General features: G+C 64.3%; 22 protein-coding genes. 7 read left to right on the forward strand and 15 right to left on the reverse strand.

Translation table 11 applies throughout. The features are described from left to right. Positions 1-110: 110 nt before the first annotated feature. The 10 genes from C4K27_RS01295 to C4K27_RS01340 form a co-directional block, all read right to left on the reverse strand. Complete coding sequence (locus C4K27_RS01295) at positions 111-755, reverse strand: methionine ABC transporter permease (RefSeq protein WP_053259246.1); 645 nt, start codon at positions 753-755, stop codon at positions 111-113. Next, complete coding sequence (locus C4K27_RS01300; protein ID WP_053259247.1) at positions 745-1,893, reverse strand: methionine ABC transporter ATP-binding protein; 1,149 nt, start codon at positions 1,891-1,893, stop codon at positions 745-747. Before C4K27_RS01300 ends, C4K27_RS01295 begins: the two co-directional genes overlap by 11 nt. 1 nt (position 1,894) lies before the next feature. After that, a complete protein-coding gene (locus tag C4K27_RS01305) occupies positions 1,895-2,704 on the reverse strand; it encodes a MetQ/NlpA family ABC transporter substrate-binding protein (protein WP_053259248.1) in 810 nt (269 codons plus the stop codon). A gap of 157 nt (positions 2,705-2,861) precedes the next feature. After that, a complete protein-coding gene (locus C4K27_RS01310) occupies positions 2,862-4,229 on the reverse strand; it encodes an LLM class flavin-dependent oxidoreductase (RefSeq protein ID WP_053259249.1) in 1,368 nt (455 codons plus the stop codon). Next, positions 4,229-5,434 carry an SfnB family sulfur acquisition oxidoreductase gene (locus tag C4K27_RS01315; protein WP_053259250.1) on the reverse strand — a complete coding sequence of 402 codons (1,206 nt, stop codon included), beginning with the start codon at positions 5,432-5,434 and terminating at the stop codon, positions 4,229-4,231. Before C4K27_RS01315 ends, C4K27_RS01310 begins: the two co-directional genes overlap by 1 nt. 24 nt (positions 5,435-5,458) lie before the next feature. Further along, positions 5,459-6,700: an SfnB family sulfur acquisition oxidoreductase gene (locus C4K27_RS01320; protein ID WP_053259251.1), complete on the reverse strand. Its 1,242-nt coding sequence runs from the start codon at positions 6,698-6,700 to the stop codon at positions 5,459-5,461. Positions 6,701-7,095: 395 nt separating this feature from the next. Beyond that, positions 7,096-7,857, reverse strand: coding sequence for an L-cystine ABC transporter ATP-binding protein TcyN (gene tcyN / locus C4K27_RS01325; protein ID WP_007925310.1), 762 nt, complete (start codon positions 7,855-7,857; stop codon positions 7,096-7,098). A 4-nt stretch (positions 7,858-7,861) separates the two neighbouring features. Then, positions 7,862-8,527 (reverse strand): cystine ABC transporter permease, encoded by a 666-nt coding sequence (gene tcyL, locus C4K27_RS01330; protein WP_037005081.1) that lies wholly within the window; start codon positions 8,525-8,527, stop codon positions 7,862-7,864. A gap of 50 nt (positions 8,528-8,577) precedes the next feature. After that, positions 8,578-9,375 carry a cystine ABC transporter substrate-binding protein gene (gene tcyJ / locus C4K27_RS01335; protein ID WP_023969999.1) on the reverse strand — a complete coding sequence of 266 codons (798 nt, stop codon included), beginning with the start codon at positions 9,373-9,375 and terminating at the stop codon, positions 8,578-8,580. A 356-nt stretch (positions 9,376-9,731) separates the two neighbouring features. Beyond that, a complete protein-coding gene (locus C4K27_RS01340; protein WP_053259252.1) occupies positions 9,732-10,727 on the reverse strand; it encodes a D-cysteine desulfhydrase in 996 nt (331 codons plus the stop codon). A gap of 191 nt (positions 10,728-10,918) precedes the next feature. On the opposite strand from C4K27_RS01340, the gene epsC reads away from it, so the two are divergent. Then, positions 10,919-11,845 carry a serine O-acetyltransferase EpsC gene (epsC, locus tag C4K27_RS01345; protein ID WP_053259253.1) on the forward strand — a complete coding sequence of 309 codons (927 nt, stop codon included), beginning with the start codon at positions 10,919-10,921 and terminating at the stop codon, positions 11,843-11,845. Positions 11,846-12,240: 395 nt separating this feature from the next. Beyond that, entirely contained in the window at positions 12,241-14,205 is a 1,965-nt protein-coding gene (gene betT, locus C4K27_RS01350; protein WP_164523774.1) for a choline transporter BetT, read from the forward strand. A 40-nt stretch (positions 14,206-14,245) separates the two neighbouring features. On the opposite strand, the gene C4K27_RS01355 is transcribed toward betT, so the two are convergent. The 4 genes from C4K27_RS01355 to C4K27_RS01370 form a co-directional block, all read right to left on the reverse strand. After that, on the reverse strand, positions 14,246-14,503 hold the full coding sequence (locus tag C4K27_RS01355) for a hypothetical protein (RefSeq protein ID WP_053259255.1): 258 nt from the start codon (positions 14,501-14,503) through the stop codon (positions 14,246-14,248). Positions 14,504-14,742: 239 nt separating this feature from the next. Continuing rightward, positions 14,743-15,639, reverse strand: coding sequence for an SDR family oxidoreductase (locus C4K27_RS01360; protein WP_007925288.1), 897 nt, complete (start codon positions 15,637-15,639; stop codon positions 14,743-14,745). A gap of 29 nt (positions 15,640-15,668) precedes the next feature. Continuing rightward, a complete protein-coding gene (locus C4K27_RS01365; RefSeq protein WP_053259256.1) occupies positions 15,669-16,178 on the reverse strand; it encodes a DUF1097 domain-containing protein in 510 nt (169 codons plus the stop codon). A 33-nt stretch (positions 16,179-16,211) separates the two neighbouring features. After that, a complete protein-coding gene (locus tag C4K27_RS01370) occupies positions 16,212-16,952 on the reverse strand; it encodes an SDR family oxidoreductase (protein WP_053259257.1) in 741 nt (246 codons plus the stop codon). A gap of 138 nt (positions 16,953-17,090) precedes the next feature. Between C4K27_RS01370 and C4K27_RS01375 the strand changes: the two genes are divergently transcribed. From C4K27_RS01375 to C4K27_RS01385, 3 genes are all read left to right on the forward strand, one after another. Then, positions 17,091-17,981 (forward strand): LysR family transcriptional regulator, encoded by an 891-nt coding sequence (locus tag C4K27_RS01375; RefSeq protein WP_053259258.1) that lies wholly within the window; start codon positions 17,091-17,093, stop codon positions 17,979-17,981. 124 nt (positions 17,982-18,105) lie between these two features. Then, positions 18,106-18,288, forward strand: a complete 183-nt coding sequence (locus tag C4K27_RS01380; RefSeq protein ID WP_053259259.1) for a type II toxin-antitoxin system HicA family toxin — start codon at positions 18,106-18,108, stop codon at positions 18,286-18,288. Between the two features lie 29 nt (positions 18,289-18,317). Then, positions 18,318-18,719 (forward strand): type II toxin-antitoxin system HicB family antitoxin, encoded by a 402-nt coding sequence (locus C4K27_RS01385; RefSeq protein WP_009041686.1) that lies wholly within the window; start codon positions 18,318-18,320, stop codon positions 18,717-18,719. A gap of 88 nt (positions 18,720-18,807) precedes the next feature. Here C4K27_RS01385 and C4K27_RS01390 read toward each other — a convergent pair whose 3' ends face one another. Next, entirely contained in the window at positions 18,808-19,854 is a 1,047-nt protein-coding gene (locus tag C4K27_RS01390) for a LacI family DNA-binding transcriptional regulator (protein WP_053259260.1), read from the reverse strand. A 206-nt stretch (positions 19,855-20,060) separates the two neighbouring features. Here C4K27_RS01390 and C4K27_RS01395 point away from each other — a divergent pair, with 206 nt between their 5' ends. Next, on the forward strand, positions 20,061-22,319 hold the full coding sequence (locus C4K27_RS01395; protein ID WP_053259261.1) for a TonB-dependent receptor: 2,259 nt from the start codon (positions 20,061-20,063) through the stop codon (positions 22,317-22,319). Between the two features lie 46 nt (positions 22,320-22,365). Then, positions 22,366-23,691, forward strand: a complete 1,326-nt coding sequence (locus tag C4K27_RS01400) for an LLM class flavin-dependent oxidoreductase (protein ID WP_009041689.1) — start codon at positions 22,366-22,368, stop codon at positions 23,689-23,691. Positions 23,692-23,698 lie beyond the last annotated feature (7 nt).

Raw genomic sequence — 23,698 nt, forward strand, 5'->3', positions numbered from 1 at the left:
GGCCTTCGGCGCTCTCAAGAGCACGGCCGCTTCGCACGGAATGCCGCCCAAACCGATCGCAGCCTTCGGCAGCGGCTACAGGTTATTCGTCACAACGAAGGTGGCGTTTCTCAACGCTTGTTGAGCACCCACGCCAGGCGGTCGCCGCCGAGCTGGATCGCTGCGACGAGGATCACCAGCAGCACAATTACCGTGAGCATGATCTGGCTGTCGAAACGCTGGTAACCGTAGCGATAGGCGATGTCCCCCAGGCCACCGGCGCCGATAGCCCCGGCCATGGCCGAGGAGTTGATCATGGTCACCAGGGTGATGGTGAAGCCGCCGACGATGCCCGGCAGCGCCTCCGGCAACAGCACGTGCCAGACAATGTGCCAGCGCCGGCAGCCCATGGCCTGGGCGGCTTCGATCAGGCCGTGGTCGACCTCGCGCAGGCTGACCTCGGCGATCCGCGCGAAGAACGGCGTGGCGGCGATGGTCAGTGGCACCACGGCGGCCCAGACGCCGTAGGTAGTGCCGACGATCAGCCGGGTGAAGGGGATCAGCGCCACCATCAGGATCAGGAACGGGATCGAGCGGAACAGGTTGACGAAAGCCCCCAGCACGCTGTTCAGCCTGGGCGCTTCATAGATCCCGCCCTTGCCGCTGGTGACCAGGATCACCGCCAGCGGAATGCCCGCCAGCAGAGCGATCAGCGACGACACGCCGACCATCAGGAAGGTATCGATAACGCCCTGGAGCAAGCGATCAAACCACATAACCCAGCACCTCTACCTGTTGTGTCCATTGCTTTTGCAAAAAGTGCTGCGCGCGTAAACGTTGCTCCTCGGCGCCCAGGGACGAGCCGCTGACCGCCAGCAGCAATTGCCCCAGGGCATGCCCCTGGATCCGTTCCACGCCGCCGTGCAGCAGCCGCACGCGCCCGCCCAGGGTGCTGAACAGCGCGGCCAGGTCCGGCTCGTCGCTGGTCCTGCCGGTGAACTGCACGCGTAACACCACCGCCGCGTCGGAAGACTTCGGTTGGGCTTGCAGGCGGTTTTGCAACTCTTCCGGCAAGCCGTGCTGCAAGGGCGCCAGCAGGGTCTTGCTGACCTCGTGCTGCGGGTTGCCGAACACTTCCCAGACCGGCCCCTGCTCGACGATATGCCCATGCTCCAACACCACCACCCGGTCGCAGATATCGCGGATCACCGCCATCTCGTGGGTGATCAGGACGATGGTCAGGCCCAGGCGCTGGTTGATCTGTTTGAGCAGGCCGAGGATCGACTGGGTGGTCTCCGGGTCCAGCGCCGAGGTGGCCTCGTCGCACAGCAGGATCGCCGGGTCGTGGACCAGAGCCCGGGCGATGCCCACCCGCTGTTTCTGCCCGCCCGAGAGCTGCGCCGGGTAGGCCTTGTGCTTGTCTTTCAGGCCCACCAGCTCCAGCAGTTCGCGGACCTTGCGCTCGCGCTGTTCCTTGGGCACGCCGGCCACCTTCAGCGGCAGCTCGACGTTCTGCCACACGGTCTTGGCCGACATCAGGTTGAAGTGCTGGAAGATCATGCCGATGCGCCGGCGCAGCTCCACCAGGCGGTCTTCGTCGAAGTCGCCGATGTCCACCTGATCGATCAGCACCCGGCCGCCCGAAGGCTGTTCCAGGCGGTTGATGGTGCGGATCAGCGACGACTTGCCGGCGCCGCTGCGGCCGATGATGCCGAACACCTCGCCGCGCTGGATCGCCAGGTCGATCCCGTGCAGGGCCTGCACCGGGCCTTGCTGGCCCTGGTAGGTCTTGGTCAGGCCGATGAAGCGCACGTGGGCCCGGTTCAGTTCTGGATGCAGCTCGGTCTGCTGCGCGTCCTGCCGCTGTTCGGGCGGCTGATTCGGCGACTTGTGCGCAAGGTAGGCGACGCTCATCTCAACCTTCCCAGCCGGCTTGGTAGAGCTTGCCGTGGGCTTTGTCCAGGGCGGCGCGCACCGCCGGCGAATGCTGGTAGATATCGACGAACTTGATCAGCCGCGGGTCGGTCTTGCTCTTGGGCTGGATCACGAACTGGATCACGTATTCCTTGTGGTCGAGGCCGTCGAACAGCAGCGCCGAACCGGAGTCGAAGGTCTTGGCCAGGCGGATATAGGCCGGGTAGCCCTGCACCAGGTCGGCGTCGTCATAGGCGCGTACCAGTTGCACGGCCTCGACCTGGAGGATCTTCAGTTTCTTTGGATTGGCGACTATGTCGTCCTCGGTGGCCTTATAGCCGACCCCCGGCTTGAGGCTGATCAGGCCGGCCTTGGCCAGCAGCTGCAAGCCGCGGCCGCTGTTGATCGGGTCGTTGGCGATGGCCACCGTGGCGCCTTCGGGCAGATCGTCGAAGCTTTTGTATCGCTTCGAGTACAGGCCGACGTTGTTGATGATCCCCGGGGCGAACGGCACCAGGTCGAAACCGGCGGCGGCCTTGGCGTTTTCCAGGAACGGGATGTGCTGGAAGTAGTTCACGTCGATATCGCCGGCGGCCAGGCTGACGTTCGGCGCGATCCAGTCGCTGAACTCCACCAGTTCGACTTTCAGGCCCTGTTTGCCGGCCTCTTCGACGGCGGCCTCCAGGGGGATGGCGAAGGCGGCGGTGGTGCCGACTTTCAGCGGCGCGTCGGCGGCGAATACCGCGCTGGCGAACAGTCCGAGGGCGAGGGCCAGTGCTTTGACTGGGTGGCTGAGGTGCTTGGTTTTCATAGTTTTGGTTCCAGTCAGTGCGTTAGATATTCAGGTGACCTGTAGCCGCTGCCGCAGGCTACGATGGTCCGGGCCACGCTGGTCGCAGGACCTTCCTGCGTCCTCAAGAGCACGACTGCTTCGCAGTCGATCGCAGCCTGCGGCAGCGGCTACAGGGTTAGTGTCGATAGGTGGCGCCGCTGTGTTGCTCGGGTAACTGCGCGTCCTGCCGGAACAGCTTTTCGCGCAGGGTGCCGTTGTCGTAGGCGGTCTTGTACGAGCCGCGGCGTTGCAGCTCGGGGATCACCAGGTCGATGAAGTCGGCATAACTTTCCGGGGTGACGATGCGGGTCAGGTTGAAGCCGTCCAGGCCAGTCTCGGCGATCCAGGATTCGAGGTCGTCGGCCACCTGCTGCGGCGAGCCGACCACGGTGATGTAGCGCCCGCCCAGGGCGTGCTGGTCGAGCAGCTTGCGCCGGGTCCAGTCGTTGTTCTGCAGGTTCTTGGTGGCCGACTGGATGGCGTTGCTCTTCACGTACTGGATCGGTTCGTCGATCTCGTACCGGGAAAAGTCGATGGCGGTGGACGCCGAGAAATGCGCCACCCCGGCCTCCGCGCTGGCATGGCTGCGGTACTCCGCGTGCTTCTTCCAGGCCAGCTCCTCGGTCGCAGCGACTATCACGTTGAGCCCCATGAACACCTTGATGTCTTCGGGATTGCGCCCGGCCGCCACGGCGCTGGCGCGGACCTTGTCCACCTGGGCGCGGGTTGTGGGCTTGTTCTGCCCGCTGATGAACACGCACTCGGCGTGGCGCCCGGCGAACAGCAGGCCGCGATCGGAACTGCCGGCCTGGAACAGCACCGGCGTGCGCTGTGGCGAGGGTTCGCACAGGTGATAGCCCTCGACCTGATAGAACTCGCCCTTGTGCTCGACCTTGTGCACCTTCTCCGGCCGGGCGTAGATCCGTTGTTCGCGGTCGTTGATCACCGCGTCGTTTTCCCAGCTGCCTTCCCAGAGCTTGTAGAGCACTTCCAGGTATTCATCGGCCTGGTCGTAGCGCCGGTCGTGCTCGGCCTGTTCGCTCAGGCCCATGGCCTTGGCGGCGCTGTCGAGGTAGCCGGTGACGATGTTCCAGCCGACCCGGCCACGGCTCAGGTGGTCCAGTGTCGACATGCGCCGGGCGAACAGGTACGGCGGCTCGTAGGTGAGGTTGGCGGTGAGGCCGAAGCCGAGGTTGCGGGTCACCGCGGCCATGGCCGAAACCAGCAGTAGCGGATCGTTGACCGGCAGCTGGATCGACTCCTTGAGCGTCACGTCCACCGAGCTCTGGTAGACGTCGTAGACCCCGACGATGTCGGCGATGAACAGCCCGTCGAACAGTCCGCGCTCCAGCAGCTGCGCCAGCTCGGTCCAGTACTCGATAGTCTTGTACTGGGTCGAGGTGTCCCGTGGGTGGGTCCACAGGCCGTGGTTGATGTGCCCGATGCAATTCATGTTGAAGGCATTGAGCAGGATCTTTTTTTTGCCTTTCTCCAGAGCGCTCATCAGATAGTCCCCCGCAATGGCGGGTTCGTCTGGTTGAGGTAGTAGTTGCCCACCGCGTGGTACTTCCAGCGCACCGGGTCGTGCAGGGTGTGCACCCGGGCGTTGCGCCAGTGACGGTCGAGGCCATGTTCGGCCAGGGTCGCCTGGCTGCCGGCCAGCTCGAACAGGGTGCTGCCGGCGGCCAGGGAGATTTCGGTGCTGATGGCGCGAGCCTCGGCGACCGCGATGGAAGCGGCGGCCACCGTCTCGGCGTTGGGCTCGGCCTGGGCCGCGTCGAGGAACTCCCCGGAGCGCTCCAGCAACGCCTCGGTGGCGTGCAGGCGAATGCTCAGGTGGCCGAAGCTCTTGAGGGTCAGCGGGTCTTCGCTGGCCTTGTCGCTGCCGGAATCGATCCACGGCCGGGTCTTGGTGCGCACGAAATGCAGGGCGTCCTCATAGGCGGCGCGGGCGATACCGGTGTCGATGGCGGCGTGGAGAATCTGCGCCAGCGGGCCGACGGTGGTCGGGCGCTCGAAGGCGCTCTGAAAGGGAATCACGTCCTCGGCGGCGACGAACACGTCCTCGAATACCACCGAGCCGCTGCCGGTGGTGCGCTGGCCGAAACCGCTCCAGTCGTCGATCACGTTCAGGCCCTGGCTGCCCGCCGGGACAAAGGCCAGTTGCTGCACGCCGTGTTCATCCACCACCGACGTGGGGATGCGCTGGGCGTAGATGGCGCCGGTGGAATAGAACTTGCGACCGTTGATGCGATAGCCGTCGCGTCCGTCCTGCGCATCCCGGGTCAGGCGAGTGGTGCGGTCGTGGGCGGTCTTGGTGCCCAGTTCGGCCAGGGCATTGCCAAAGCGCTGGCCGGCCAGGACCTCGGCGTACAGGCGTTTTTTCTGCGCCTCGCTGCCGTTCACCCGCAGCACTTCGAGGGCGTAGAAATGGTTCTGCGGGATCTGCCCCAGGGAGCCGTCGGCCTGGGCGATCAGGGCGATGACCTTGGCCAGGGTGACGTTGGACACACCGGCGCCGCCGTATTCCCTGGGCACGCTGATGCCCCACAGGCCGGAGCGGGAGAAGGCTTCGAGTTCGGGGTGGGGCAGGCGGCGTTCGCGGTCGCGCAGGGCGCTGTCGCGCTTGAAATCCTCGGCCAGGTCGCTGGCGACGATCAGGGCTTGCTCATCGCTGGTTATGACCGCGACGTGTTGAGAAAGAGTCATGTACTTCTCCAGAGATCTGGTCGCTTAAATCCAGGAATGGCGAGCTGGCAGGGTGCCGTTCAGGTGATAGGTGCCGACGGCGTGGTATTTCCAGCGCACCGGATCGTGCAGGGTGTGGACCCGGGCGTTGCGCCAGTGCCGGTCGAGGTTGAACTCGGCGAGGGTGGCGCGGCTGCCGGCCAGCTCGAAGAGTTTCTCGCTGGCCAGCAGGGAGATCTCGGTGGTCAGCACCTTGGCCTCGGCCACGGCGATCGAGGCGCGGGCGGCGGATTCGGCGCTGATCGGCGCGGCATTGACCTGGTCCAGCACCTGGCCGGCCTTGCGCAGCAGGGCCTCGGCGGCGTGCAGTTCGATTTTCAGCTTGCCGATGTCGGCGATTACATACAGGTCGTCGCTGGCCCGTTCGACGTTGGCGTCGACCCACGGCCGCGAGCGTTCACGCACGAAGCTGATGGCGTCGTCGATGGCGGCGCGGGCGATGCCGGCGTCGATGGCCGCCTGGATCAGCTGCGAGACCGCGCCCTGGATATTCGGCGACTCGTTGATTCGCCAGTTGTCCACCACCAGGTCGGCATCGACTCGCACGTTGTTGAGCAAAATGGTGCCGCTGGCAGTGGTGCGCTGGCCAAAGCCCGACCAGTCGTCGACGATGCGCAGCCCTGGGGTGCCGCGCCGGACGAAGGCCAATACTTGCTTGCCGTCGTCGTTCAGCGCCTTGACCGCCACCCAGTGGGCGAACAGGGCGCCGGTGGAATAGAACTTCTGGCCATTGAGCAGGTAACCGTCGCCGTCGGCGGTGATCCGCGCCTTGAGTTCCAGGGTGTTTTTGGTCCCGCGTTCCGGGCCGGCGTTTCCGATGCGCCAGCCTTCCAGCACGCTCTGGAACAGCTGCTTTTTCTGCCGTTCGGTGGCGCTGCCGAGGATCAGGTTGAGAATGCCGAACTGGTTCTGCGGGATCTGTCCCAGGGCCGGGTCGGCCGCGGAAATGATCGCGAAGACTTCGGCCAGGGTCACGAAAGACACCTGCGGGCCGCCGTACTCATGGGGGATGGCAATACTGCCCAGGCCACTGCGAGTGAAGTGTTCGATTTCCGCCCACGGCAGCTTGCGCTGCTGGTCGCGCCGGGCCGCCTGCTGGCGGGCGACGGTGGCCAGTTCATGGGCGGCTTGAAGGGCTTCTGCGTCGTTCAGCAGAACCCGTGCGGGCAACAACAGGGGGGCGACATCCAGATCGCTCTGGACATTTGCATCGGCCAGATTGGACATCAGTGCCACTCCTTGGCTGCACGCAATGCCCTGGCGATCTGCACTGGGGTGATTGTGTTCCGGACCATACCTACCTCACATCTTTGGAAGTGCCGCGCCGTGGCGGCGAAATCGGGTTCAAGAATGTCCGGTGGTCCGGTGCATATACCCTATGCGCGTATAAAAATTAAATAAACTAACTTTTAGGAATATGTATAGAAGGGGTTTACGTATACGGCAGGTAGGAAAAGGCGAAGGGGAATGGGAGATAGATCTGAGGCCTGTAGCCGCTGGCGCAGCCTGCGCGCGGCGACGCAGCCGTCGTAAACCGGCGTATGCGATGTGTCTGGCGGAATGGGATGGCGGGTTTGCGTTCGCTGCACAGCCCATCCTGGGCTCGGCAGCGAGGGCGCCGCTCAGGCCTGGGGATGGCCCGAGGTGAGGAACTTGCTGAGGAATTGCCGGGTGCGTTCTTCCCTGGGGTTGGCGAACAGCGCCTTGGCTTCGCCCTGTTCGACGATCACCCCCTTGTCGAAGAAGATCACCCGGTTGGCCACGTCGCGGGCGAAGCCCATTTCGTGGGTGACGATGACCATGGTGCGCTTTTCTTCGGCCAGGCCGCGGATGGTCGCCAGCACTTCGCCCACCAGCTCCGGGTCGAGGGCCGAGGTCGGTTCGTCGAACAGGATCACCTCCGGCTCCATCGCCAGCGCCCGGGCAATCGCCACGCGCTGTTGCTGGCCGCCGGAGAGGCGCCGCGGATAGGCGTCTTCCTTGCCCGCCAGGCCGACCTTGGCCAACAGCCCGCGACCCAGGGCCAGCGCCTGCTCGCGGGGCGTCTTCTTCACCACCAGCGGGCCTTCGATGACGTTTTCCAGCGCGGTGCGATGGGGGAACAGGTTGAAGTTCTGGAACACGAAACCCACCTGCTGGCGCAGTTGCCGCACCAGGCCCTGCTGCTGGGTCAGCGGGCGGCTGCCATCGATCTCGATGTTGCCGACCTTGATCCGGCCGCTGGTAGGTTCTTCGAGGAAATTCAGGCAGCGCAAAAAGGTGGTCTTGCCCGAGCCGCTGGGGCCGATGATGGCGACCACCTCGCCTTCCGCCACCGTCAGGTCGATGCCATTGAGGACGGTCTGACCCTTGAACTGCTTCGTCAGTTTTTCAACCACAATCATGGGTTCAGGACTCCTGGTCGTGCCGATTGACCCGCTCTTCCAGTCGGTTCTGCAGGTGCGCCAGCACGCTGGCCAGAACCCAGTAGATCAGCGCGGCGGCAAGATACATGGTGAAGACTTCGAAGGTCCGGGCGGTGATCAGCTGTGCCTGGCGGAACAGTTCCGGGACCTGGATGGTGGCGGCCAGGGCCGTGTCCTTGACCAGCGAGATAAAGCTGTTGCCCAGGGGCGGCAGGGCCGTGCGCATGGCTTGCGGCAGGATCGCCCGGCGCAGGGTCTGGGCCCGGGTCATGCCAATGCTGGCCGCCGCTTCCCATTGCCCGCGCTCGATGGAGCCGATGGCCGCGCGCAGGATCTCGCAGGCGTAGGCCGCCATGTTCAACGAGAAGCCGATCAGCGCCGCCGGCAGCGGGTCAAGCTCGATACCCAGCTGCGGCAGGCCGTAATAGATCACGAACAGTTGCACCAGCAACGGCGTGCCGCGAAAGAACGACACATAGACGCGGGCGATCCAGCTCAGCAGCTTGAAGCGCGACAGGCGCATCAGCGCCAGGGCGAACCCCAGCGCCAATCCGAAGAACATGCCGCCGAGGCTGAGGATGACCGTGAAATATGCGCCCTTGAGCAGGAAGGGCGCGGAGTTCAGCAACAGCTGCGTGGTTTCGGCGATTTGCTGGCTCAACTGCGGGAAAGACAGTTCGAACTGAAAACCTGCTTCCATTATTGAGTGACGTCAGCGTTGAAGTATTTTTCCGAGAGCTTTTTCAGCGTGCCGTCGGCGCGCAGTTCCTCGATTGCCTTGTTCACCGCGGCCAGCAGCTCGGGTTCGCCTTTGCGCAGGGCCACGCCGGCTTCCTGGCGGGAGAAGGGCTCGCCGGAAACGACCAGGGTGTCGTTGGTTTTCTTGATCAGCTCGAAGGCGGCCAGGCGGTCCACCAGGATCGCGTCGATACGGCCTACGCGCAGGTCCTGGTACTTGGTCGGATCGTCGTCATAGGTCTTGATGATGGCTTTGGGCACGTTGTCCTTGAGCCATTGTTCGTAGTTGGTGCCCAGGCCGACACCGACCTTGTGCCCGGCCAGATCGGCGGCGGTCTTGAACTTGCCTTCGTTCTTCTTCTGGGTCAGGGCCTGGATGCCGGAAACGGTGTAGGGGGTGGAGAAGTCGTATTTCTTCTTGCGCTCATCGGAGATGGTCACCTGGTTGATCACCGCGTCCAGGCGCTTGGACTCCAGGGCGGCGAGGATGCCGTCCCACTTGGTCGGCTGCAGTTTGACCTTCACGCCCAGCTTCTGCGCCAGGGCTTCGGAGAACTCGACTTCGAAGCCGGCCAGCTTGCCGCTTTCGTCGACGTAGCTGAACGGTGGATAAGTGCCTTCCAGGCCGACGTTGATGGTGCCGGCGTCCTTGATCTTCTGCAGTTGCTCACCGGCAACCGCTTGCCCCAGCAACCCGGCACCGAGGGCCAGACCCAGCGAGCCAACGAGGATATTTCGACGTAGTGCGGAAAAAATCATGACAAGCCCCTGTGTTTTCTTATGCAGATGCGGTTGGGAGATGCAGGTCAATCGGTGAGCGGGAACGAGCGCCTTATCCTGCACTAAATGCAGCGTATGCGTCTCGCGGCAAATTCGCCTGCGGCGCGACTATAAGTGGCTGCTTATAGATGTAAAAATAATATAAATTCACATTGTTATTCTTTTTATAAATATACATCCCTGTAGCCGCTGCCGCAGGCTGCGATCGATTGGACGGCATTCCGACGTAGCAGGCGCAAATCCGGCGAACGTGTCTCTTCCGATACGCCGCATATGCAGGTTTTACGACGGCTGCGCCGCCGAGCGCAGGCTGCGCCAGCGGCTACAGGCATTTGTTAGGCAAACGAGCTGGCATAAGCGAACAGCGCCGGCGCGCCGCCGGTGTGCAGGAAGATGATCGGGCCGTCGTCGAAGCGCTGGCGGCCGATGCCGTCGAGCAGGCCGGCCATGGCCTTGCCGGTGTAGACCGGGTCCAGCAGCAGGCCTTCCTGGCTCGCCAGCAGTTTCACCGCGGCCAGGGTGCCGGCATTCGGTTCGCCATAACGCGGGGCGAAATATTCGTCCCACAACTCCACCTTGAAGCTCTCCGGCAACGTCACCCCGAGCAATTCGGCGGTGCGTTCGGCCAGGCCCTGGACCTTCGGCCGTTGCGCTTCGTCGGTGCGCGACACGGTGACGCCGATCACCGGCAACTGCGGCAACACTTCGCTCAAGGCCAGGGCCAGGCCGCTGTGGGTGCCGGCGCTGCCCGAGGCCAGCACCACGGCGGCGAAGTCGAGCCCGCTGTTGTTGATCTGCTCCGCCAGCTCCAGGCCGGCGCGCACGTAACCCAGCGCGCCGAGGGCGTTGGAGCCGCCAATCGGCACCAGGTACGGCTGCTTGCCGCTGCTGCGCAGGCGCTCGGCCAGGGCCTGCAACTGCTCGTCGGCGTTGTCCAGGTTCTCCACCAGCTCGACCTTGGCGTCGAACAGGTCGAGCAGCAGGCGGTTGCCGTTGCCCAGGTAATTGCCGTCATCGGTACCGGTGGGGTTTTCCAGCAGGGCGACGCAGCCCAGGCCGAGCTTGGCGGCCAGGGCCGCGGTCTGGCGCACGTGGTTGGACTGGATGGCGCCCGCGGTGATCAGGGTGTCCGCGCCCTGGGACAGCGCATCGGCGGCCAGGTATTCGAGTTTGCGCAGCTTGTTGCCGCCCATGGCCAGCGGTGTGGTGTCGTCGCGCTTGACGTAGACATCGCGGCCCAGCCAGGTGGACAGGCGTTCGAGTTTTTCCAGGGCGGTGGCGCTGCCCAGCAGGTCGAGACGGTTAAAGCGGTCGAGCTGTCGTTTGATCATGAGGCCGCACAGGTTGTCAGAGGTGTCAGGGACTATAGGCAGCGATATTTACCGGGGCAACCGTCAATCGCTTATGCCAAAAGGTACTTAGGCCAGCACAATTAGTTCTTAATTTGGCCTGGGACGCATACCGTAAAGTGACGTCGTTTACGCGGCCAGACCGTCCGGCCGCCTGAGTGAGGAGTCTTATCGTGAGCGAGCGTTCCAGCCATTGGCAATTGCAGACCATAGTCGGTCAACTGCGTGATGCCCGCGACCAGTGGCGTACCCGCAACGGGCGGGTCAGTGGTGAGCAGGGCGGTCGGGAACTGCCGTCGCGCGCGGCCATGGCCGAGATTCTCGAGGCGCTGTGTGGGGCCCTGTTCCCGATGCGCCTGGGCCCGGTGGACCTGCGCGAGGAAAGCGAGGATTTCTACGTCGGTCACACCCTGGACGCGGCCCTCAATGCGCTGCTCGCCCAGGCTCGCCTGGAGCTGCGTTATGCCGCGCGCCAGAGCGGCGAGGCGGACGAAGACGTCAACGCCAGGGCCATCCGCATCATCCAGGATTTCGCCCTGGCCCTGCCGGGGCTGCGAGTGTTGCTCGATACCGATGTGCTGGCCGCCTACCATGGCGACCCGGCGGCGCGCAGCGTCGACGAAGTGCTGCTGTGCTACCCGGGCATCCTGGCGGTGATCCACCATCGCCTGGCCCACCATCTGTACCGCGCCGGCCTGCCGCTGCTGGCGCGGATCAGCGCGGAAATCGCCCACTCGGCCACCGGCATCGACATTCACCCGGGGGCGCAGATCGGCCGCAGCTTCTTCATCGACCACGGCACCGGTGTGGTGATCGGCGAGACCGCGATCATCGGCGAGCGTGTACGCATCTACCAGGCCGTGACCCTAGGTGCCAAGCGCTTCCCGGCGGACGAGGACGGCCAGTTGCAGAAGGGCCATCCGCGCCACCCGATCGTCGAGGACGACGTGGTGATCTACGCCGGCGCGACCATCCTCGGGCGCATCACCATCGGCAAGGGCTCGACCATCGGCGGCAATGTCTGGCTGACCCGCAGCGTGCCGGCCGGGTGCAACCTGACCCAGGCCAACCTGCAGCATGACGATGGGTCGCAAAAATAAGCCGAGGTGCTTGCATCATGTAGCCGCTGCCGCGGGCTGCGATCGCCCCGAGAGGGGCGCCGCCCTTGGGTCTTTTTAAGGCCCTGTGGGCCTTGGCGCAGCCTTCGGCAGCGGCTACAGAAATCGGCTTATTTAACGCTGAACGATTCCCTCCGCCACACATCAGACCTTTCTTAAAACCTGCGAAATCAGGCGACCGCCGAGCCCGGCGATTAGTCCTTGCGCGCCTATCCGTGTTTAACTTGAACGCTTGTTCAAGTTAAACCGGCAGCTTGCTGCCCGCTCACAACAGGAGGCTTACCTTTGCTGAGTCCGATCTTTTCAGCCGCGTTTTACCCCCTCGAGGTGCACGTTTCATGAGTGCATCGTCCATTCCCGCCAGCGGCCTGATCCGCATGAATCCGCCGGTGTTCTACTTCGCCGCGAGCTTTATCCTGGCCTTCGGCCTGGTGGTCATTGCCCTGCCGGAACAAGCCGGCGCCTGGCTGCTGGCCGCGCAAAACTGGGCGGCCAATACGGTCGGCTGGTACTACATGCTGGCCATGACCCTGTACCTGATCTTCGTGGTGGTCACCGCCTTGTCCGGCTACGGCAAGATCAAGCTCGGTGCCGACCACGACGAACCGGAATTCAGTTACCTGTCCTGGGCCGGCATGCTGTTCGCCGCCGGGATCAGCATCACGCTGTTTTTCTTCTGCGTGTCGGAACCCCTGACCCACATGCTGCAACCGCCCCAGGGCGAGGCCGGGACCGCGGATGCGGCGCGCCAGGCCATGCAGATTCTCTTCCTGCACTGGGGCCTGCATGGCTGGGGCGTGTTCGCCTTCGTCGGCATGGCCCTGGCGTATTTCGCCTACCGGCATAACCTGCCGCTGGCCCTGCGTTCGGCGCTGTACCCGCTGATCGGCAAGCGCATCAATGGCCCCATCGGCTACGCGGTGGATGGCTTCGGCATCATCGCCACGGTGTTCGGCCTCGGCGCCGACATGGGCTTTGGCGTGCTGCACCTCAACTCCGGCCTGGATTACCTGTTCGGCATCGCCCACACCCAGTGGGTCCAGGTGGGCCTGATCACCCTGATGATGGGTGCGGCGATCATTGTCGCGGTGTCCGGTGTCGACAAGGGCGTGCGGGTGATGTCCGACATCAACATGCTGCTGGCCTGTGCGCTGCTGCTGTTCGTGTTGTTCGCCGGCCCCACCCAGCACCTGCTCAACACCCTGATCCAGAACCTCGGCGATTACCTCGGCGCCTTGCCGACCAAGAGTTTCGACCTCTACGCCTATAACGAACCCAGCGACTGGCTGGGCGGCTGGACCGTCTTCTACTGGGCCTGGTGGATCGCATGGTCGCCGTTCGTGGGCCTGTTCATCGCGCGGATTTCCCGTGGCCGGACCATCCGTGAATTCGTGTTCGGCGTGCTGCTGATTCCCCTGGGCTTCACCCTGGCCTGGATGTCGATCTTCGGTAACAGTGCCATCGACCAGGTGCTCAACCACGGCATGAGCGCGCTGGGCATGTCGGCCATCGAGAACCCCTCGATGACCCTCTACCTGCTGCTGGAAACCTACCCCTGGAGCAAGACTGTCATCGCCGTGACGGTGTTCATCAGCTTCGTGTTCTTCGTCACCTCGGCCGACTCCGGCACCGTGGTGCTCTCGACCCTGTCGGCCAAAGGCGGCAGTGCCGATGAAGACGGGCCGAAATGGCTGCGGGTGTTCTGGGGCGCGATGACCGCGCTGGTCACCAGCGCGCTGCTGTTCGCCGGCAGCATCGACTCGCTGAAGTCGGCGGTGGTGCTGACCTCGCTGCCGTTCTCGATGATCCTGCTGCTGATGATGTGGGGGCTGCACAAGGCCTTCTACCTCGAGTCGCAGAAGCAGATCGCCCAGTTGCATTCGCTAGCGCCGGTGTCGTCGTCTTCGCGGCGCGGCAAGGGCGGCTGGCGCCAGCGCCTGAGCCAGGCGGTACATTTCCCGTCGCGCGACGAGGTCTATCGCTTCCTCGATCAGACGGTGCGCCCGGCCATCGAAGAAGTGACCGCGGTGTTCGTCGAGAAAGGCCTGAACGTGATCACCCAGCCGGACCCGGCCAACGACAACGTCAGCCTGGAAATCGGCCATGGCGACCAGCATCCGTTCGTTTATCAGGTGCAGATGCGCGGCTACTTCACCCCGTCCTTCGCCCGTGGCGGCATGGGGCCCAAGGAGATGCGCAACCGGCGTTACTACCGGGCCGAGGTGCACCTGGCCGAGGGTAGCCAGGACTATGACCTGATGGGCTACACCAAGGAGCAGATCATCAACGACATCCTCGACCAGTACGAACGCCATATGCAGTTCCTGCACCTGGTGCGTTGATCGCGGGGCGGTGGCGTTTGTGCCACCGTCATCGCGGGCCTCAGGCCCGGCCCAATACCGTGAACAACACCAGCGCCGCCACCGGCACGCCGAACACCACACTGCCGACCGCCAGCTCCGTGCTCAGGGGCTGGCCGGCGTGGACCATCCCCACCGCGCCGTTGATCACCGTCAGCGCCAGCCAGAGTACGACGAAACTGTAGGCCAGGGTCTGGCGGCCGAGGCCGAGCTTTTCGCCGATAAACAGCATCAGCGCCAGGAGAATCAGGCCGAAGCAAGTGATGATCGCGGTATGCATGACGAAGTCCTCGCGGGCGGAATTCAGGGGTGAGCCCAGGGTCGATGGCGGTTCAAAGCTCCCGACCTAGAGTGTGGTCCAGGGAGTGGCGTCCTGCTCCGCGAAAAGCGAAGGCCGGGAACAGCAGGGTGTTGGACGAAACGGGCGAGTCGGTGGTCGGGGGCATGAGTGTCTCCGCGAATAAGCCGGTGGAAAGCAGCGATGGCCCGGGGAGTGCCCGGGCCATCGGTGCCGTTGTTTCAGCGAACGGCAGGCTTGAGCAGGTCTTCCAGGCCGATGCGGCGAAACATCTCGGCGCGCACCCGGTCGGCCATGGCATTGACGATCTCGGCACCGTCCTGGGACGGGTCGATATGCCGGCGCAACGGCCGGGAGCCGAAGGGCAGGCCGACGATCTCGACGATGGCCTTCGCGACCTCGGTGACATCGGCGTCAGCCGGCTCCAGGGCGGCCAGGCCGTTGAGTGCCTGCTCCGGCACACCGGCATAGGGCCCCTGGTTGTACTCGGCGGCGCGGGCCTGGTCGGCCGGGGCGCCGGAGTGCGCGAAGTGGTTGGTGCCCTGGGTGAAGGCGCCCGGCACGATGATCGAGGTCTCCACGCCCCAGCGCGCCAGCTCCCCGGCATAGGACACCGCCAGGGAGTCCATTGCCGCCTTGGCCGCGAAGTACGGCGCCAGGTAGGGCGGGGTGCCACCACGGGCGCTGCTGGAGGATACCCACAGCACCAGTCCCCGGCCCTGCTTGCGCAGTTGCGGCAGGGCCGCGCGGTTGACCCGCTGGGTGCTCAGTACGTTGATGTCGTAGAGCTGGGCGAACTGTTCGGCGGTGAAGGCTTCGGCGGGGCCGAAGGCCATGTGCCCGGCGTTGTGGATGATCACGTCCAGCCGGCCGCAGTCGGCGACTATCCGGGCGACACCGGCCTCGACCGAGGCGCTGGAGGCGACGTCCAGTTCGACGCTGCGCAAATCGACCCGGTGCTCGTCGGCGTAGCGCCGCACCTCGGCCACCTGAGGCGCATTGCGGCCCAGGGTTTCACGCATGCTGGCGTAGACGATGTGGCCAGCGTCGGCGAGGGCGCGGGCGGTCAGGGCGCCAAAACCACTGGAGGCGCCGGTAATCAGGATGACGGATTGCATGGCATTGATCTCTTCAGGTGAGGGTGGTTTCAGGCACGCCGGGGCAGGCGTTGTTGTACGGCGTGGGACAGCCAGCCGGCGAAGGTGCCCAGGGTTCCGGCGCCGCTGAGTTCGGCGAAGCTTTCCAGGGAGGGTTCCAGGTGCGCGGCGAACCAGGCGATCAGGCCGAGGAAGTAGGCGACGATGTTATTCATCACCCGCAGGCTGCGCAGCGACACCACGAGCATCGCCACCACGAACACCACCAGCGGCAGGGCCCAGGGGCCGAGGCTTGGGCTCAGTGCGCCAATGCTCAGCGCCGCGCCCATGCCGACGGCGAGGCCCATCAGCACGCAGCCCAGGTTGACCAGGCCGTCGCGCAGGGTCAGGCCGCGGCTGAAGAACGCCACCCAGCCAACGAACATGGCCCAGACCGGCAGGCTCAGCAGCAGGCTGGAGCCCGCCGCCAGTGCGGCGGTGGCGGCGGCCACCGCGGTGAACAGGATGAACATCGGTTTCGTCTGCCCGCCACGGGCGGGTGTCGCAGTGGAGTGATTCATGAGCGTGGCTCCTTCGACCGTGGGTGAGGTGGCTCAGACGAGCCCGCCGTTGGCGCGCAGGATCTGCCCGTTGACCCAGGCCGAATCAGGGCTGACCAGGAAGGACACGACGCGGGAAATATCTTCGGGTTGAGCCAGGCGCTCCAGCGGGGCCATCTTGGCGAAGCCCTGGATCTGCTCTTCGCTCTTGCCGTGCAGGAACAGGTCGGTGGCCACCGGGCCCGGTGCCACTGCATTGACGGTGATATTGCGACCGCGCATTTCCTTGGCGAACACCTGGGTCAGGGATTCCACCGCCGCTTTGCTGGCGATGTACACCGCGTAACCCGGCAGGTTCATGCCGACGGTGCTGCTGGAGAAATTGACGATGCGCCCGCCGGCGTTCAGGCGAGTCGCGGCTTCACGCAGGGTGTTGAAGGTGCCGCGAGCGTGGATGTTGAAGTTCTGGTCGAACAGTTCGTCCGTGTGTTGCGCCAGCGGCAGGACCTTGAGGATGCCGGCGTTGTTGATCAGCACGTCGACCTTGCCCAGTTGGGTTTCTGTCTCGTCGAACAGGCGGCGCACGTCATCGGCGTTGGCCACGTCGGCCTTGACCGCTATGGCCCGGTGGCCGGCCTGGCGCAGCTCCACCACCAGGGCTGAGGCTTCGCTGGCGCTGTTGGCGTAGTTGATGGCGACGGCGAAGCCTTCGCTGGCCAGTTGCCGGGCGATCACCGCGCCGATGCCGCGGGAGGCGCCGGTCACGATGGCAACTTTCGAAGTCTGGGTAGTCATGGCGAATTTCCTTCTGGGTAACGAGTGATTGGCTGTGGTGTGGAAGCAGATTCACATGTTTACCCAGGGTGATAAATGCGCCAGAGTTGGCTTGACTGTTCAATAATCGCCAACAATCAATGAGCCCTGGAGCCCGTCGTGGATCAAGTCAAAGCGATGAAGGTGTTCGTGCGGATCTACGAGCGCAGCAGCTTCACCCTGGCCGCCGAGGACCTGAACCTGCCGCGCGCCACCCTGACCCATACCCTCAATCAGTTCGAGGCCTGGCTCGGTACCCGCCTGCTGGAACGCAGCACCCGCCGCGTGCGCCCGACCCTCGACGGCGAGGCCTATTACCAGCGCTGCGTACAGCTGCTGGCGGAGCTGGAAGAGGCCGAACTGGCGTTTCGCACGGTGGCGCCGAAGGGGCGTTTGCGGGTCGACTTGCATGGCACCCTGGCCAAGTACTTCGTGATTCCGGCCCTGCCCGAATTCATGGCGCGCTATCCGGAGATCGAACTGTCCATCAGCGAGGCCGATCGTTTTGTCGACCTGATCGCCGAAGGGGTGGACTGCGTGTTGCGCGCCGGCACCCTGGGCGATTCGTCGCTGATCGGCCGGCGCGTGGCCAACCTGCAGCAGATCACCTGCGCCAGCCCGGCCTACCTGCGCAAATACGGCGAGCCATCGAGCCTCGATGAACTGTCGCGGCACCGTGCGGTGAACTACGTCTCACGCACCACGGCCAAGCTGTTTCCGTTCGAATTCATGGTCGATGGTGAACTGCGGGAAGTCGCTATCGAGGGCGCGCTGTCGGTGTTCGGCGCGGAAATCTATGCCGCCTCGGCCGTGGCCGGGCTGGGCATCATCCAGTGCCCGCGCTACCGCATGGCACAGCAGATTTCCCAGGGGCTGGTGCAGGAGATCCTCACCGATACCCCGCCGCCGCCCATGCCGGTTTCCGTGCTGTACCCACACAACCGCCACATGTCGCCACGGGTGCGGGTGTTCGTCGACTGGCTGGCGGAGGTTTTTGCCAGGGCGCTCTGAAAAGGGCCAGGGTGGCGCCGGTCATCGCTGCTTTCTGTATTGATTATCTTAATGTGTATAGTGTGTATTCTTCGCCTTTGGCTGTGTAGGGTGGCTTTTCGGGACGTATCGAAAGGACACGGCAATGCGCAGTCGGGAACTGATCAGGATGATCGAGGAGGACGGGTGGTATCTGATCGCGGTCAAAGGCAGTCATCACCAGTACAAGTATCTGCACAAGCCGGGGCGGGTCACTATCCCTCACCCGGATGCGGATCTGCCCAGGGGCACGATCCACAGCATCTTGAAACAGGCGGGCCTGAAATGAGGCCGGTCTTGAACGAAGAGGTCAACGAGATGAAATTCCCGGTCGTGCTGCACAAGGATGCCGACTCCGGATATGGAGTGATCGTCCCCGATGTGCCGGGCTGTTTTTCCGCCGGCCATACCGCGGCAGAAGCCTTCGAGAATGTGAAAGAGGCCTTGTCGCTGCATTACGAAGGCCTGGTCGCCGATGGTGAACCGCTGCCCCAGGTGCATGAGGTCGACGTGCATATCGACAACCCCGATTACGCCGGTGGCGTGTGGGGCATGATCGAGTTCGACATCACGCCTTACTTCGGCAAGGCGGTGCGCTTCAACGCCACCCTGCCGGAGCAATTGCTGGAACGCATCGACCAGACGGTGAAGCGCGACCAGCGCTACCGCTCGCGTTCGGGCTTTCTCGCCGCGGCGGCATTGCGCGAGTTATCGGCGTAGCCGCGAATCGCCGCCATCGAACGTCGGCCACTCGCACCCGCCGGGGGCCACGGTAGCGGATAAGCACGAAGAGCCGTGAGGGTCGTTGCTACGCGCTCTCGCGCTCGATCAGCCGGCACTGCAGCAGGTTCAGGCGCTGGACCTCGTCTTCCACCGGCAACACGCCCAGGCTTTCCAGGACCCGGGTCGCCGCCAGGACGCCGATCTCCAGTGCCGGTGGCTTGATGGTGCTCAGGCTGGGCAACAGCATCTCGGCAAAGGGGTAATCGCCGAAGCCCAGCACCGCGCACTCCTCGGGGATTTTCAGCCCCGCCCGTTGCCCGGCCAGGGAGCCGCCGGCGGCCAGGTTGTCGTTGGCGAAGATGATCGCGTCCGGGGGTGGGCGGGTTTTCATCAGGGCTTCCATGGCCTGCTTGCCGGCCTCGAACGGCGCTCGATCGGCATCCGGGGCGAACACCCAGGGTGCCAGGCCCAGTTCGCTCACGGTGGCGGCGTAACCGTCGCGGCGCTCCAGGGCGCTGAGGTCGCCGGGAGCGCTGTTCTGCACGAAGGCGATGCGCCGATAACCCTTGTCGTACAGATAACGCGTCGCCGTCACCCCGACCTGGTAATGGGAAAAGCCGATCTGCAGCGGTTCCCGCTGTGGCTGGTAGTCCCAGGTCTCGATCACCGGGATATCCGCCTCGGCGATCATCTTTTCAGTGCCCGGGCTATGGAAATGACTGGTCAGCACCAGGGCGGCCGGTGACCAGCCGAGAAAGGCCCGCACGGCGTTTTCTTCCTGTTGTGCATCGAAGTAGCTCGACGCCAGCAACAGCTGGTAACCGTGGCGGCTGAGGGTGTCGCTGAAGCCCTGGATGGTGTTGGCGAAAATCGGCCCGGAGATGTTCGGGATCACCATGGCGACAATCTTGCCCCGGGTCGAGGCCAGGCCGCCGGCCACCAGGTTCGGCACGTAACCCAGTTCGGCCACTGCCCGGGCGATGCGCTCGCGACGTTCCGGCGAGACGCTGTCCGGCTGGTTGAAATAACGCGACACGGTGATCGCCGACACACCGGCCTGGCGGGCGACGGTGTTCAGGGTCACCCGTCCGGCACCGCGGCGCTTGCGGCCTGGGGATTTTTCAACGGTCAAAAGCGCGATCCTTTAAGTAACAAAAAGGCATATAAAAGTAATTTTTCAGTATTTGACGATCTATGTGCAGCTTACCGATACTGGCGATGTTAGCGCTAACAAAGCGCCTTGTCTGCTACTCGCTCGAGCGAATGTCCACGACAGATTTTTCGGCGCTGCCGGCGCAGATCGGCAGCGGTTAAGGGCAAATTCCGCGCAGGTGCAGCATGCAGAGCATTCATGGGGATCAGCAGAAACGGGTGCGGTCGATCCGCGCCGCCAGCGCTTCACTGGCGTATTTGGGCTGGTGGCTGGCGGGGCTCGCCGTGCTGCCGCTGCCGGGCGCTTTCGCCGCTGACAGCGACAGCGCGGCGCAGGGCCAGGAGCCGACGCTGAAGTCGGTGACAGTCACCGCCACCCGCCGCGAAGAGTCGCTGCAAAAAGTGCCGGTGGCGGTGTCGGTGGTCGATGGCGAGCAACTGGAGCGCGACAATCGCAACGGTGTCGCCAGCATCGTGCAACAGGTGCCGTCGCTGAACTTCCGCACCGGCGCTTCGAACAAGGACACCTCGCTGTTCATCCGCGGCGTGGGCACCATTTCCACCTCGCCCGGCGTGGAGCCGACCGTGGCCACGGTGATCGATGGCGTGGTCTACGGCCGCCCGGGCCAGGCTACCCTCGACCTGCTGGACCTGGAACGCATCGAAGTTTTGCGCGGTCCGCAAGGCACCTTGTTCGGCAAGAACGCTTCGGCCGGCGTGCTGAATATCGTGACCAGGGCGCCGACCGTCGAGACCCATGGCTACATCGACCAGAGCTACTACAGCGGCAACGAAAGCCGCACCCGGTTCGGCATCGGCGGCAGCCTGATTCCCGACACGCTCAAGGGTTCGATCACCACCCTGTTTGGCAGCTACGACGGCAACGTCGACAACCGGCGCAACGGGCATGAGGTCAACGGCTACAATCGCAAGGGCGTGCGCGGCAAGCTGGCGTTCACCCCCAGCGACGACCTCACCTTCACCCTGGCGGCCGACTACATGCAGTCCCATGACGACGCGCCCAATGGCGTTGTCGCCAAGGCCCTGGCTCCGGCCTTCGCCAATGCCCTGCGCCCGGTCCGGGCCAGCAGCGACAACCGCGATATCAACACCGATACCCGTACCCACGTCGAAGACATCAACAAAGGTTTGTCCGGCCAGCTGGACTGGAGTCTTGGCGATTACACCCTGACCTCGATCACCGCCTGGCGCGGCTGGAACAACACCCAGTATCAGGACGGCGACCGCCTGGGCGCCGTTACCGCCGCTTTCCCCGGTACCGCCGACAAAGGCGACCTGGACTACAACCAGTACTCTCAGGAGCTGCGCCTGGCCTCGCCCAAGGGGCAATTTCTCGAGTACGTCGGCGGGTTGTTCTACATGCACGGCAAGGATGAAGAAACCTACCGGCGCACCCTGACCACTACCACCGCGATCAACCGTGGCATCGCCGACTACAGCACCACCAGCGACAGCTACTCGGTGTTCGGCGAAACCACCCTGAACTTCACCTCGGACCTGCGCGGGATCGCCGGCCTGCGCTGGACCCACGACGACCTGGAATACGAGCACCGCCGCGTATCCACCTCGGCCACCACCGTCAGCGGCATTCAGCCCGGCACCAGCAGCTCGGGCTCGGTGGATGAGGACGGTTGGTCCGGGCGCCTGGGCCTGCAGTACGACCTGAGCGATGCGGTCACCACCTACCTGACCTATTCACGCGGCTACAAGGGGCCGGCCTACAACGTGTTCTTCAACATGCAGCCGCGGGACACCGAGGCGCTGAAGCCGGAAACCTCCAACACCTGGGAGGCCGGGATCAAGGCCACGGCCTGGAACAAGCGTCTGACCGCCAACCTGGCGATCTTCCACAGCGACTACGACAACTATCAGGCGAACTTCTTCGACACCGTCGCCGGGCAGGTGGTGACCCGCCTGATCAATGCCGGCAGCGTTAGCACCGAAGGCGTCGAGCTGGATTACGCCTTGCAGGCCACCCAGCAACTGAAGATCTCCGGCGCGCTGGCCTATACCCGTGCGCGGATCGACGAATTCGCCTGCCCGGCGGGCGCGGCGGCTTCTTGCAACGTCAACGGCAAGCCGCTGCCATTCAGCCCTGATTGGAAAAGCTATGTGCGGGCCGATTACAGCATCCCGCTGGATAACGGCCTGGATATCGAACTGGGCACCGATTACAGCTGGCAGAGCGAAGTGCAGTACGACATCAGCCAGAACGCCGACACCAGGCAGGGGGCCTACGGCATCTGGAACGCCAGCATCGCCCTGGCCGACTACAACCAGGGCTGGCGCGTGGCGCTGCTGGGCAAGAACCTCGCCGACAAGTCCTATTCGCCGCTGCTGGCCAGTGGCGGCAATTACATCTACCGCGCCGTGCCACGGGATGACGAACGTTATTTCGGGGTACAGGTGCGCAAGGATTTTTGAGCCGTTGCGTGCAACGACCCTCAATGACTGCTTCAAGGAAAAGACCATGACCCACCCAAGACAACTCAAGCTCGGCGCCTTTCTGATGGCCACCGGTCATCACGTTGCCGCCTGGCGGCATCCGTACGTACCGGCGGATGCCGGACTAGACTTTTCTGCGTACAGGCAGCTGGCCCGGATCGCCGAGGCAGCGAAGTTCGATGCCCTGTTTCTGGCTGACAGCGTGGCCGCCGCAACGGGCCCCGAGGCCCACAGAATGGCGCGTTCGGAGCAGTTTGAGCCCTTGACTTTGCTGGCTGCCCTCAGCGTCGTGACCGAGCATATTGGGCTAATTGCCACTAGCACTACGAGCTATAACGTACCGTACCATGTAGCACGTAAGTACGCTTCGCTGGATCACCTGTCGGGTGGAAGGGCAGGTTGGAATCTGGTGACTTCCGACAATGCGGCCGAAGCGCAGAATTTCGGTCGCGACGAGCATTTGGGCCATGCCGAGCGTTACAGCCGCGCCCGCGAGTTCCATGCAGTGGTCACCGGGCTTTGGGACAGTTGGCAGGACGACGCCTTTGTCCGCGACAAAAGCAGCGGCCAGTATTACGACCCGGCCAAGCTGCATGTGCTGGACCACCAGGGCGAACACTTCCGGGTCAAGGGCCCGCTGAATGTGGCGCGCCCGCCCCAGGGCTATCCGGTGATCGTCCAGGCCGGTTCCTCCGAAGCCGGACGCGAGCTGGCGGCGCAGACCGCCGAGGTGGTATTCACCGCCCAGACCTCACTGGCCAGCGCCCAGGCGTTTTATGCCGACCTCAAGGGGCGCCTGGCCCGCTACGGACGCGGCGCCGATTCATTGAAAGTCATGCCCGGGGTATTCGTGGTGGTGGGGCAGAGCGAAAGTGAGGCCCGGGAAAAATATGAATCGTTTCAGCAATGGGTCGAACCCGAGGTTGGCGTGGCCCTGCTTGGGCGTATGCTGGGCAACTTCGACCTGTCGCAGTACCCGTTGGACGGCCCGCTGCCCGCGCTGCCATTGACCGAAAGCGGCCAGCAAAGCCGGCAGAAGCTGCTGGTGGAACTGGCCGGCAAGGACAACCTGAGTCTGGCCGAGCTGGGCCGGAAAATCGCCGGGGGCCGGGGGCACTACAGCTTGATCGGCACGCCGGCGCAGATCGCCGACGAGCTGCAAGGCTGGTTCGAGGAAGGCGCGGCGGATGGCTTCAACGTGCTGGTGCCGCACCTGCCGGGCGGGCTCCAGGACTTTGCCGGCGCCGTGGTACCGGAACTGCAACGACGCGGGTTGTTCAGAACCGAATACGAGGGCAAGACGTTGCGCGAGAACCTGGGGCTGGCGCGACCGAAGAATCAATTTGCATAGAGAGGCA

The organism is Pseudomonas chlororaphis subsp. chlororaphis (assembly GCF_003945765.1).
Classification (GTDB): Bacteria; Pseudomonadota; Gammaproteobacteria; order Pseudomonadales; family Pseudomonadaceae; genus Aquipseudomonas; species Aquipseudomonas chlororaphis.